Annotated in this window: 11 protein-coding genes; 4 read left to right on the forward strand and 7 right to left on the reverse strand. The window is 70.7% G+C overall.

Annotated elements, in window-relative coordinates; all coding sequences use genetic code 11:
• Positions 1-14 precede the first annotated feature (14 nt).
• The 7 genes from ACFYZQ_RS16480 to ACFYZQ_RS16510 all read right to left on the reverse strand — a co-directional run bounded on the left by ACFYZQ_RS16480 (position 15) and on the right by ACFYZQ_RS16510 (position 7,364).
• Positions 15-1,529 carry a VirB4 family type IV secretion system protein gene (locus ACFYZQ_RS16480; RefSeq protein WP_389147320.1) on the reverse strand — a complete coding sequence of 505 codons (1,515 nt, stop codon included), beginning with the start codon at positions 1,527-1,529 and terminating at the stop codon, positions 15-17.
• Between the two features lie 28 nt (positions 1,530-1,557).
• Entirely contained in the window at positions 1,558-2,019 is a 462-nt protein-coding gene (locus ACFYZQ_RS16485; protein WP_389147323.1) for a DUF6238 family protein, read from the reverse strand.
• Between the two features lie 99 nt (positions 2,020-2,118).
• Entirely contained in the window at positions 2,119-3,591 is a 1,473-nt protein-coding gene (locus ACFYZQ_RS16490) for an SCO6880 family protein (protein ID WP_389147326.1), read from the reverse strand.
• Positions 3,592-3,672: 81 nt separating this feature from the next.
• Positions 3,673-5,043 carry an ATP-binding protein gene (locus tag ACFYZQ_RS16495; protein ID WP_389147329.1) on the reverse strand — a complete coding sequence of 457 codons (1,371 nt, stop codon included), beginning with the start codon at positions 5,041-5,043 and terminating at the stop codon, positions 3,673-3,675.
• A gap of 36 nt (positions 5,044-5,079) precedes the next feature.
• On the reverse strand, positions 5,080-5,772 hold the full coding sequence (locus ACFYZQ_RS16500) for a hypothetical protein (protein ID WP_389147332.1): 693 nt from the start codon (positions 5,770-5,772) through the stop codon (positions 5,080-5,082).
• On the reverse strand, positions 5,772-6,086 hold the full coding sequence (locus ACFYZQ_RS16505) for a DUF6112 family protein (protein WP_389147335.1): 315 nt from the start codon (positions 6,084-6,086) through the stop codon (positions 5,772-5,774). Before ACFYZQ_RS16505 ends, ACFYZQ_RS16500 begins: the two co-directional genes overlap by 1 nt.
• 138 nt (positions 6,087-6,224) lie before the next feature.
• Complete coding sequence (locus ACFYZQ_RS16510) at positions 6,225-7,364, reverse strand: C40 family peptidase (RefSeq protein ID WP_389147338.1); 1,140 nt, start codon at positions 7,362-7,364, stop codon at positions 6,225-6,227.
• 514 nt (positions 7,365-7,878) lie between these two features.
• Between ACFYZQ_RS16510 and ACFYZQ_RS16515 the strand changes: the two genes are divergently transcribed.
• The 4 genes from ACFYZQ_RS16515 to ACFYZQ_RS16530 all read left to right on the forward strand — a co-directional run bounded on the left by ACFYZQ_RS16515 (position 7,879) and on the right by ACFYZQ_RS16530 (position 11,394).
• A complete protein-coding gene (locus ACFYZQ_RS16515) occupies positions 7,879-8,634 on the forward strand; it encodes a DNA-methyltransferase (protein ID WP_389147341.1) in 756 nt (251 codons plus the stop codon).
• A gap of 249 nt (positions 8,635-8,883) precedes the next feature.
• A complete protein-coding gene (locus tag ACFYZQ_RS16520) occupies positions 8,884-9,435 on the forward strand; it encodes a DUF4913 domain-containing protein (protein WP_389147416.1) in 552 nt (183 codons plus the stop codon).
• On the forward strand, positions 9,432-9,917 hold the full coding sequence (locus ACFYZQ_RS16525) for a hypothetical protein (RefSeq protein WP_389147344.1): 486 nt from the start codon (positions 9,432-9,434) through the stop codon (positions 9,915-9,917). Before ACFYZQ_RS16520 ends, ACFYZQ_RS16525 begins: the two co-directional genes overlap by 4 nt.
• A gap of 736 nt (positions 9,918-10,653) precedes the next feature.
• Positions 10,654-11,394, forward strand: a complete 741-nt coding sequence (locus ACFYZQ_RS16530) for a hypothetical protein (RefSeq protein WP_389147347.1) — start codon at positions 10,654-10,656, stop codon at positions 11,392-11,394.
• Positions 11,395-11,584 lie beyond the last annotated feature (190 nt).

An 11,584-nucleotide genomic window follows, 5' to 3' on the forward strand; every position in this document is an offset into this window, starting at 1 on the left:
GGGCCTCTTGATCCTCAGTGCATGCGGGCGTCGGTGTCGAAGAGCGCCAGTTCGTGGCTGTGCAGGAGGTGCTGCACAATGAAGCTCCGACCTGCGACTTTCCACAAACCGCGCCCTCGGTTGAGGTGCGCGATGGCGTCCATCTCGACGGAGGTCAGGCCGAGCAGGGAGGCCGCGGCGTGGAGCTGGTCGGTCTCCTGGCGGTAGATGATCCGGGTGCTGCAGTCGGCGAGGAGTCCCTCGGCCAGGGCCCGGCCTTGTGATCCGGCGTCACCTGCGGTGAGCAAGTCGCTGAGCCGGTGTATCACCATGAGGTTGGCGATGCCGAGACCGCGGGAGAGCTTCCACTGGGCTTGCATCCGCTGGAGCAGGCCGACGTGCCGCATCAGCCTCCATGCCTCGTCGTACACGATCCAGCGCCGGCCGCCGTTCGGGTCGGAGAGGGCGGATTCCATCCATGCGCTCGCGCAGGTCATGGCGAGGACGAGGGCGGTGTCGTCCCCGGAGCCGCCGAGGCGGGACAGGTCGATGGTGAGCATCGGTGCGCTCGGGTCGAAGGCGACGGTGGAGGGTGCGTCGAACATGCCGGCCAGGTCACCGTGGACCAGGCGCCGCATGGCGTGGGCCAGGTCGCGGGCGGTGTCGCCGAGTTGGCCCGACATCATCCCGGCAGTCTCGTCGAGCGCGTGGGGGTTGTTGAGGGTGGCGGCGACGTCGCCGAGGAGCGGGGTGCGGTGCGTGTCGGCGGTGCGGGTGACGACGGCGTCGAGGGCGACGTCCAGCGCGGTGTGCTCCATGGGCATCAGGTCCCGGCCCAGGACGGTGCGGGCAAGGGAGCCGAGCAGGAGCAGGCGCCGCTTGCGGATCTCGCCGACCCAGTCGGCCTTGGACACGCTCTCCGGGCGCGGTGCCGCGTCAAGGGGGTTCAGGCGTCCGGGCAGTCCGGGACCGAGGGCGACGGACCGGCCGCCGAGGGCCTCGGCGACCGGCGTCCACTCGCCTTTCGGGTCGCACGGTACGTAGACGCGGTATCCGAAGGCGACCGACCGTAGCGCGAAGGACTTCGCGAGGGCGCTCTTGCCCTGGCCGATCACGCCGGCGAGCAGCAGGTTCGGGTTGGTGAATCCCTCGACCTTGCCGTACAGAGCGAACGGGTCGAAGACGAACGACGCTTCTGCGTGGACGTCGCGGCCGATGTAGATGCCCTCGGCGCCGAGTCCGCCTTCGGCGAGGAAGGGATAGGCGCCGGCCGCGACCGCGGTGGTCATGCGGTGGGCGGGCAGCTTCAGCCGGTTCCCGCGCGCGGAGGCGGGCCCGGGGCGTCCGCCCGCTGGGTAGAGCGCGGCGGGCATCTGGTGCTCGGCGGGCGGGCTGTCACTCTGGTGGGCGCCTGCTTGGGCGCGGGCTTTGGCGGTGGCCTCGGCGAGCTGGCGGCGGGCGGCCTTGCGGCTGGCGCGGTCGGTGCCGTGGGGGGTGAACAGCGGGCTGGCGGACGCGCGGCGGGCGCGACGGGCGGGCCGGTGGCTCATCGGGGGCCCTCGATTCTGCGGGTGGTGCTCATCGCACGCAGGCCGTGGTGTGCGGGCGGAGATCGGTGGGGGTGGTCTTGCGGCGGACGACGTGGCCGGCGGCGAGGTGGCGCTGGCAGATCGTCAGCACGGGCGGGCCCTCGGGGAGCCGCTGTGGATGGCAGGCGCTTGTCTCGGCGTCGGCCTGGGGTGTGCCGGGCAGCAGGTGGAAGGCGGCGTGGACTTCGCTGGTGGCCTGCCAGAGCCTGGTTTGGGCGGTGGCCAGGTGACGTCCGGCGGCCGGGTGTGGGGGCTGGGTGTTGTCGGCGAGCCGGTCCAGAAGCTGGAGCAGAGCGGTGAGGTGGGCGTGCAGCACGTCAAGGTGCAGACGATCTCCGGGCTTGGGCGTGTCCGCGTCCGACGGTGCCAAGGTCCGTGCGTGGTGGCGGATGCCGGCGCTCGCGGCGCGGAGGTAGGGGTGCGCGTCGTCGGGGCGCGTAGGAGAGGTCAAAGGTGGTGGTCCTTCCTGCCTGTAGGCAGGGCAGTGGGGGGCGCCCCGTCGCGGGTGCCCGGAGTGCGGTGGGGCAGGGTGCACACGGGCGCGGTTGGTTCACAGGGCGGTGCGGGCGAGCGGGAGCGCGGTGAGGGCGAAGGCGTCCGGCTGCTGGTAGTTGAGCCGACGAAGGTCGACGCCGGAGGTGACGGCGTGGGTCTCGATCTGTGCGCAGGCGGCGTCCAGGAGGGCGTCGGTCTCGGCGGTGACGGTGACCAGGCCGGTCAGTGCTACATCCGCGTGCCCGGCGATGAGCTGGCGTTCGCGGGTTTTGACGTCGGCGTACTCGACGGAGTCCTCTTCGGAATCGACCTGTCCGCGGCGTGCGCGCTCGTTGGCGTCGGCGATGATCGCGGCCTTCTTGCGCTGGACGTCCCGCAGTGCCGACTCGAGGCCCTGCGGCACGTATATAAGCGAGAGGCTGCGGCGCACGCCGGCCGTGAACATCAGCCCGTGCAGGAATCCGGCTCCCATCTCGGTCCTCGGCCAGTTCTCCACCCAGTACGTCGCGTGCCGCGCGCTGTCGGTGGCGAGGCGGTCGTACTCCTCGAACTGGACGACGGGACCGGCGGCTGCGGGGTCGGCCTCGGCGCGGCCGGTCTCGGACCACTGTTGGAGCCCGGCGAGGGCCTTCGGGTCGTAGGCGGTGCGGATGACGGCGGCGATTTCCCGCGCGCTCAGCCAGCCGGTGACCTGGAGCCCGGCGTTGCGGGCGGCCTGCGCGATGGAGGCGGTGGTCTGCCCCATGACGGTGAACGCCCCGGGCAGCCCTCCGCCTGCCTGTGAGATCAGGCGTCGGGCGGCCTTGAGGTCGAGGGAGATGGCGAGGTAGGTCTCGTGCGGGGCGGCGGCGGGGCCGGCCGAGGCGACCAGTTCGGAATAGATCTGCCCGGCGACGGGGGTCTGGGGCTGCCCGTGGTGGGTCCAGTGGCGGGCGAGGGTGTCGCCGCTGTCGGGGACGGTGCGTTCTAGCACCTGGACGGTGGCGATGTGCCCGGTGCGGGCGATGCCGGCGAGCGCGCGGCCCCAGCTGCTCACGTTGTGGTTCTGGGTGGCGGGGTCGAGGAGGGCGAAGGCGCGGCTGGTGACGCGGGCGATGGCGGTCAGGGTCTGCTGGTGCGGGTCGTGGACGGCTGCGGCGCCGTTGGCGGAGTCGCCGGGGGTGACCACCTTGAGGGAAGCGGCGGTGCCGGGCAGGTGGAGGACGCCGTCCTGCCGGGGACGGGTTACGGGCCGGGCGAGCCAGAGGGTCTGGCCGGTACGACGGCGGTGCGCGTATCGGGTGACGATCGGTGCCCAGTCGATGAGGGAGCGGCCGTGCCGGCGGATCGCGACGAGTGCGCCGGATGCCGCCCACAGCGGGGCCAGGGCGATGGCGCCTAGCAAGCCGGTGGAGATCACCGTCATCAGCAGAAGGGCCAGCGTGCAGGAGACGAGGACGAGTTGGTGCAGGGAGAGGCCGAGGAGGATGCCGCGGCGGCTCCGGTGCGGGAACTTCACCGTGACCGGGGCGACGGAGATATCAGTCAAGGGGCGGGTCCTGGAGGCGCGGGTTGAACCCGGGGACGGGAGGGCGCGTGCACGTCCCGCCCCCGGGAGTCGGTCAGGGAATCAGAGGCCGCTCGGAGGCGGCGGCCCGCTCGCCCCGCTGGACGGGGCGTTCTGAGTTCCGGAGGACGGGGGTTCGCCCTGCGGCGGCGGGGTCGTGGTCGGCGGGGTGGACTGCCATCCGCCGCTCTGCCCTGACGCGGTACTCGCGCCGGATCCGCCCGGCCGCGGGCTGCCGCCCACCTGGCCGCTGGTGTCGTCGGACATGCTCGTCGGCGCGGGCTGAACGGCCTTCTCCAGGCCGGACTTGACCGCGTCGCCGCCTGGCGACGCACCCGTTCCGCCGCTCTGCGATCCCTCCTTGTCCTCGCCGCCTCCGCCGGTCGGGTTGGCAGCGATGTCGCCGGGGAACCCGCCGCCGCCGTCGGGGCCCTGCGGTGCGGCACCCGCGCCGGCGGCAGCGCCACCGGTTCCGGCGGTGGCCGCCGCGGCGACGGCCCTGCGGCCGGCCTTCTCGGCGTGAGCCTTCGCGATCTGCGCACCGGCGCCGCCGGCACGGTGGATGGACTCCCCGTCGGTCCCGTCGGCCGCCCAGTGCACGAACTTGAAGACCGCATACGGGCACAGCAGCACCAGGATCATGATCACGATGCCGGACATGACGTCGGCGAGGGCGGCGATGCCGTCCTTGGCTTCGGTCTTGCCCATGGCGGCGATTCCGAGGACGAAGATCACGGTCATCAGGAGCTTGGAGACGACGAGGGTGGCGGTGGCTTCGATCCAGCCCTTGCGCCAGCGCCGGGCGACTTCCCAGCCGCCGCCGGCGGACGCGAAGACGGCGAGGGTGACCATGACGAGGATGCCGACTTTCCGGACCATCATCACGCACCAGTAGAGGAAGGCTCCGATGGCGGCGCCGAGCCCGGCGACGACCGGGACGAGCCAGCCCAGGCCGGAGAGTCCCCCGATCTGGTTGACCTTCATGATGCGGCGCACGGCCGACTCGATGTTCAGGTGCGCGGTCTTGAACAGGCCGTCGCTGACGGCGTCGACCACTTCGACGGCCACCGTGGTCAGGGCGATGGCGCCGAACGCGAACAGGACGCCGCTCATGGTGCCGGTGAACGCTTGTGTCAGCGCTTGCCCGTCGCGCCGGATGGCGGCCCGGACCAGCTGTGCGCAGAACGTGGCGACCAGCAGGACCAGGCCCAGTGGCAGCAGCGTCTCGTAGTTGTCACGGAACCATCCGGCATTGAGGTCGACCTTGGTGGTGGTGTCGACCGCCTCGGCGGCCAGATCGGCTGCTGCGGCGGCCAGTTCGCCAGCGGACTTCGCCATCCATTCACCGATGGCCTTGCCGGGGTCCGAGGCGAAATCCACCGCGTCACCGACCGCGCACAACTTGTCAGCCAGGGGGTAATCACAGAAACCCACGGGGAGTTACTCCTCCTTTCTCGTCTCAGGCGCGGGTCACTGAGTGACGCTCGGAGCGATGGCGGCCAGGGTGCAGTCGTGGTTCGGGCGGCACTGGACGGCGAGGGTCACGGCCCGTTCCTCGGCCCCGCCACCGCCCTTCTTCCAGCTGAGCGTCTGCTTGCCGTTGACGGTGATGACGTAGATGTACGCCTCGGTGATCGCGGACGGGTCCTCGGCCAGCGCCTGCTTGAACGCACCGGGATAGTGGCCCTCGGTGACGTGGGCGGTGGCGTGCTGGTCCTGGTCGGCCATCCTCGACCACAGCACCGGGTCGGGAACCTGGCCGGAGAGCGAGGCCCAGTCGGCGTACTTGGTCTCGGTGGTCATCCAGGCGCGCATGCCGGCGAGCTGCTCGTCGCGGCTGGTGTCACGGGTGTCGTAGGACCACAGCATGCGGGCCGCTGCCTTGGCGTAGGCGACCGGCTCGGAGATCTGCGGCGGCTTGGGCACCGACCCGGATCCGGATGAAGGCTTCGGCGCGGCCTCGGAGGAGGACGGGCTGCCGGTTGGGGCAGGCGCCGCGGTGTCCGGAGCCTGTTGGCTGGCCCCGCCCCCGGTCAGCATGGCAACGACCCCGGCGATGGCGAGCAGGACGGCGACGGCGGCGGCGACGATCGCGATGCGTCGGTGGGCCGACCACCCCGAGCCGTACGAGGACAGTGAGAGGAAGGAGGATCGTTTCCGCATCAGTGGACCTGCGAGCCCAGGCCGGAGAAGAAGGCCACGATGCCGTTCGCGGCACCCAGACCGAGGGCGGCGCCAGCGGCGACCACGGCACCCTTCTTCCCGTTGGCCTCGGCCTGGTGACCACCGGTGTGGTGACCCCAGGCCCATACGCCCAGCGAGACGGCGAGGGCGCCAACGACGGCGATGATCCCGAACATGTTGATCGAGTTGACGACGTTCTTCAGCACGCTCAGGCCGGGCAGGCCACCGCCCTTGGGCGAGATTCCTGGGTCGAAGGCGAGCTGGATGACGCGGTCTGCGAGGGGGACGGACATAGGGGTGGTGGGGCTCCTTGCATACGCGGGCCCAGCCAGGGCCGACAGGGAAGGTGAAAGCGGAGGAGGAGGTGCGCGAAGGGCGTGGAAGTGGCCCAAGGCCGGACCGCCCGGGGGCGAAGCCGGGCGGGTGCGGCGTCAGAGGACGCGGCGGGCGGCGAGGATCGTCCAGTCCTTGATCGGGGTGATCCGGACCGGCTTGGTGGTGCGGGGTGCCTCGATGACGAGGCCCTCGCCCATGTACATGCCGACGTGCTCGGGCCGTGCGGCGCTGCCGCGGCTGAAGATCAGGTCACCGGGCTTGAGGTGGGCGGGCGAGACCGCTTTGCCCTCGCCCACCTGCGTGTACGTGGTGCGAGTGAGCGTGACGCCGGCGAGGGCGTACGCCTGCTGCATCAGCGAGCTGCAGTCGCAGCGGCCCATGGGGTCGGGGCCATGCGAGTTCGTGCAGGATCCGCCCCACTGGTAGAGCGTGCCTAGCTGCTGCATCGCCCAGGCGATGGCCTTGCGCGCCTTCGGATCGGCATCCTTGGGGATCGAGTACCCCTTCGGGACGCTCCCCTCGGGGATGCGGTCGAACCCGGAACCGTCCTGGCCCGGCGCGCAGCCGGTCGTGGCCGACTGCTGGTGGTCCTGGTCCTGGTCCTGGTCCGTGTCCTTGCCCTCCGCGTCACCGCCGCCGGGGAAGGTCTTGGCGATGGCACCTTGCAGCGCGGTGGCCAGCTTCTCCCACTGCGCGTATGCGTCCGGCAGGCCGGACTTCTGCACGGCTTGTGCGGCCTGGGTGAGGGCCATCTGCTGCCACCCGCTCACCTTGAGCAAGCGCTCGTAGAACTGCTCGCTCGCGTAGGTGGGGTCGCGGATCTGTTCGGCGCTGCCCCAGCCCTGGGATGGGCGCTGCTGGAAGAGGCCGAGGGAGTCGCGGTCGCCGTAGGAGAGGTTGCGCAGTCGGCTCTCTTGCATCGCCGTGGCCAGCGCGATGATCTGTCCCTTCTTGGGGACGTCGAGGGAGAGGCCGGCGGCCACGATGGTCTGGGCGTTGGGGACCTGCTCGACGGGCAGATCCAGGCCCTCGACGTGCACGTCCTTGCCGGAGGCGCCGTCGAGGATCGTGGTGACCTGTTCGGCGACCTTGTCGCTGTCGATGTCGGTCAGGCAGTTGTTGAAGGAGCCGCTGCTCTGCACGGCGTCGGCCGAGGAGGCCAACATCATGCCGGTGCCGGCGATCAGGATCGGGGAGAGGAAGACGACACCGATGCCGGCGGCGAGCCCCTTCAACCCGAGCGGACCGCTCGCCGGTCAGCGGTTTCGGGCATGGGTGGATAGCGCGACGTCATGAACGTGTCCTTGGGGGTGCGGTGTCCGGCGTACCGCGTGCGCGAGGCGTCTCGGAAGGGCGCGGCAGACGGGGTGGGCGATCGGGACGGGCCGGTCCGGGGCGAGTTGCCGCTCGCTCCGTGTGGCCGGGCCGTGAGCTAGGTGTGCCGAGGCAAGGGGTACCTCCGTGAGGTGTGGCAGAGGAGTAGCCAGCGGCGGTGTGCGCCGGGCGGTTCAAAAACAGTAGGCGCGGATCGGCGGTTGACCAAATAGCCGGCGTGAGGTGCCGGAAACCGATACCTCGACAGGGCACTTCTTGGTCGTCGGCGGTTTCGCCTCTACAGTTTTTGGACCCCCCCTCGCCCTCCTCAGTCTACGGCCCTGGGCTTCTGCACACCCTCTTCCGGCCCGCGAGGACTCCTATGCGAGGCGGCTATTTCCCTCCGCGTATCCGCACCCGAATCGGGGTTCCTCTTTGCCTTTTTCCCTTCACCAGGGCGATGCTCTGGCCGTTCTCTCCGGCCTTCCGAACGGTTGCGTCGACTCCGTCATCACTGACCCGCCGTACAACAGCGGAGGCCGGACCGCGAAGGAGCGCACCACGCGCTCCGCGAAGCAGAAATACACCTCCGCCGATTCCAAGAACGGCCTCGCTGACTTCACCGGCGAGAACATGGATCAGCGCAGCTACGGCTTCTGGCTGACGCAGATCATGACCGAAGCCCACCGCCTCACCAAGACCGGCGGGACCGCCCTGCTGTTCACCGACTGGCGCCAACTCCCGACCACGACGGACGCGATCCAGGCTGCCGGATGGCTGTGGCGCGGTGTCCTGGCCTGGCACAAGCCGCAGGCCAGGCCCCAGAAGGGCCGGTTCACCCAGAACTGCGAGTTCATCGTCTGGGCCAGCAAGGGGGCGATTGACGGCTCCCGCAACCCCGTCTATCTGCCCGGTATGTACTCGGCGTCACAGCCCTCGGGTGCGAAGCGCCAGCACATCACACAGAAGCCGGTCGAGGTGATGCGCGAGCTGGTCAAGATCAGCCCCGAGGGCGGCACGGTCCTCGATTTCTGCGCCGGTTCCGGCTCCACGGGCGTGGCCTCCATGCTGGAAGGCCGGGACTTCATCGGCGTGGAGAAGACCGAGCACTACGCGTCGATCGCGGCCGACCGGCTCACCGAGACGATCCGCCAGTCCCTCGCGCAGGACGACGTGGTTCTCACAGCCTGAGACGGGCCCTTGGCCGTCGCCACGTGACCAGCCCCCACGCGCAGCGTCGGCGGAATACCGCTGAAGCAACGTGCAATCCGCCGGCGGCGGCGCGCGAGAGCGCCCCCGCACTTCCCTCATTCCGCGTCTCGTAGAAGGCCGAACTTCTCAATGCCCGAATCCACAAAGCCCGCCGACGATGGAGAGTTGGAGCCGATTCGTATTCCGGATCCGCAGCTGGAGGGAATCGAGGCGAGCGTGCGGCGGCTCATGGAGCAGTCGGCGCAACAGGCTCAGCAACTCGACCACCTCGCGTCCGCCCCGTCGCCGAGTGGATCACCGTTCGCCGCGTTCGGCATGCCGGGACTCGGCGGCTCGCCAACCGCTGCTCCATCGGAGCCCCGTCCGATCCTGGAACTGGACGGAGAGGAACGCGAGGACGAACTCGACGCCCTGTCCGACTGGGTTGACGACTTCTTCCTCCCGGTCTACGGGGCGGAGGTCACAACCGCGGCGCCCTGGTGCCTGCAGTGGCAGGAGCACGACGACGTCGTGGCCTGGCTGCATGCCTTGTGGCTCGCCTACCAGCAGCACAAGGACCCCGAATCCGGGCTCTCCGGCCTGTTCGTGTGGCACCGGGACTTCCTCACTCATGCCGTCGCCGCGATCCGTGCACCGGGCGGCCCGCTGTCGGCCTGCATGACCTCTCCCGACCGGCCTGCACACCGTCTCCTGCCTGGCCCGCCGCCCTCCGTACGCACGGAGACGGCGGCCACGGCGGAAGCCGCAGGGCCCGCCAAGTCGGACGAGCCGACGTCATGACCGCGGGACAGGGGCAGCCCGCCTTCGGACTGAGCTTCGACCCGCGCGCGCTGACCGATCTCCTCCAGGCCCCAAGCGACGTACGCGACCTCACCCTCGCTTACCTGCAGGAAGTCGTGAACGCGCAGCGCTTCGGGTTGCGCCTCGACGGTGACCTGGAGGGCTTCAGGAAGCTTTTCGTGGACTCGCGCAAGGACTGGCGCGTCGTCTACGGAGTCCGCCCGGCGCCCGCGGAATCCGCCCACCACAAGGAGATCCACGTCGTCGCGATCCGGCCGCGAGCGGGCAACGACGTCTACGACGAGGTCGGCCGCCGTCTGGGCATGACTCGCCGACCGCTGAGCGCCCGCACCCACGCGGCACGCTCCCGTTCCCCGCAGCTGACCCCTCGCGCGCCCGTGCCCCGGCCTGCTCCGCCGCCCACCGCGACGCCGGGTCTGTCCCGTCCCGCACCGAACCCCGCGCACCATCCCACCCGCTGAACGCACGGAGCGTCGCCTATGCCCCTTGAACCCGCGCCGACACCCACCCGGCGTGCGGTCTCCCCGCTCGACCATCGCCTCGAAGCCGCCACCGGGCACGACATCGACACCCTGTGGGCCCACCGCGACCGCGGCGTCCTGGACGAGCAGCACGCCCTGCTGGTCGAACGGCACCAGGAGCTGGCCAAGACCCAGACTGGCGTCATCTTCTCCCTGCGCGTCCTCAACCGCCTTTTCAGCGGTGAGTTCGACGTCGACGGCGCCCTGTTCACGCGCATCGACCGCACCGTGGACCAGCTGGAAGAGGCTGCCGACGCGCGGGACGCCGCCGCCCGGGCGGTGCTCGCCGCCCTGGAGCCCATCGAGACCGCGGCAGCGTCCGCCGCGCCCGACGCGCAGCAGCTCTCGATGGACCACCAGGCAGTGCTGCTCGCCATCGTCGGCGGCGCCAGGCTCTACGAACATCTGCTGACCGGCCGGATGTCCGTCACAGCCGCCTCCGGCACCCGCATCCTCCACGCCAAGCTACGGCGGCTGGAGGACGCCGGCCTGGTCGCCCCGGGGCACCGGCCACCCCGTACCTGCCAGCCAGCCGGTCGTGCTCACCGACGCCGGACGAGCCGCGCTGTTCGCCGCCCGCGGGACCGCCACGACGCAGGCGCGGAAGGTCCCAGCTCGACCCGGCACATCGCCGTCCACCCCGGCGCGGCGGCGCTGAACTCCACCGAAAGGTCCCTTGTTGTCTCCCACCGAACCGGAGCCGGTCCGGAAGTCCATTCCCCAAGCCGACTTCGATCTGGACGACCTCGACGCCGACGAGGAGAAGTACCTCGACTTCTACCGCAAGGTCGGCGTCCACGAGGACATGCTCGTCCCCCTCGCCGAACACCACGACGGGCCGCACAGCTACTACGTCCTGTTCGACCGCACAGCGACCTGGGGACACCCCGGCATGCCCCAGGTGCTCGCCGTGCATCTGCAACGGGACTACGAGAAGCAGACGTTCAGCTTCGAGCAGGTCCCGCTGCCGCTGCCCGCGATGGCGCAGTCCTGGCTCATCCACCGCGGCTGCCCGCACGACGCCATCGGCCTCGACCCCGAGATGGGCCCGCCGCCGGCGGACGAGGCCACGCGAGCGCTGGAGCGACGCCTCGCCGGCGACGGCGACCAGTACGCCATGGGCTACTCCTACACCAGCGACGACCCGGACGACATGGTCGTCGTCGTGGCCCTGCGCGCCCTGAACGAGCGTGCCCCGTCGCCGTTCCGTGTCGTGGTCGAAGAGGTCGACACCGAGACGTGGACGCACACCCTGCGCGAGGGCGGCTTCGACACGGTGGGCGAGGCCCTGCAGTGGTGCGACGACCGGCTCACTGGCGAGGCCGGCCCTCTCCCGCCGGTCCGCCCGGCCGCCGCCAGCCGTCCAGCCGGTGTGGCGAAGGCCCCTGCTCCGCGTCCACCCGGCCGTTCGCGCTGAGCCCTCAGACCGACGCGGGCGGCGCAACATAGCCGACGATCGCCGGTTAGTACTGCAGCCGCAGTTGCCGTGACCGGCGGTCCGGACTCTCGTTGGACTGTGCATGGGTGGGGACGTCACGATTGACGAGGTGCACCGCTGGGCGGCTGGTCTGGACGCGCTGCACGCTCGGATCGGTGGGTATTTCCGC

Origin of the sequence: Streptomyces sp. NPDC001843, assembly GCF_042891955.1 — a bacterium.
Taxonomy (GTDB): domain Bacteria; phylum Actinomycetota; class Actinomycetes; order Streptomycetales; family Streptomycetaceae; genus Streptomyces.

What these genes read in the sequence shown, in the direction of transcription:
- ACFYZQ_RS16505 (WP_389147335.1), bottom strand. Translation starts at nt 6,086, where the DNA reads ATGTCCGTCCCCCTCGCAGACCGCGTCATCCAGCTCGCCTTCGACCCA.
- ACFYZQ_RS16480 (WP_389147320.1), bottom strand. Translation starts at nt 1,529, where the DNA reads ATGAGCCACCGGCCCGCCCGTCGCGCCCGCCGCGCGTCCGCCAGCCCG.
- ACFYZQ_RS16500 (WP_389147332.1), bottom strand. Translation starts at nt 5,772, where the DNA reads ATGCGGAAACGATCCTCCTTCCTCTCACTGTCCTCGTACGGCTCGGGG.
- ACFYZQ_RS16525 (WP_389147344.1), top strand. Translation starts at nt 9,432, where the DNA reads ATGACCGCGGGACAGGGGCAGCCCGCCTTCGGACTGAGCTTCGACCCG.
- ACFYZQ_RS16520 (WP_389147416.1), top strand. Translation starts at nt 8,884, where the DNA reads ATGGAGCAGTCGGCGCAACAGGCTCAGCAACTCGACCACCTCGCGTCC.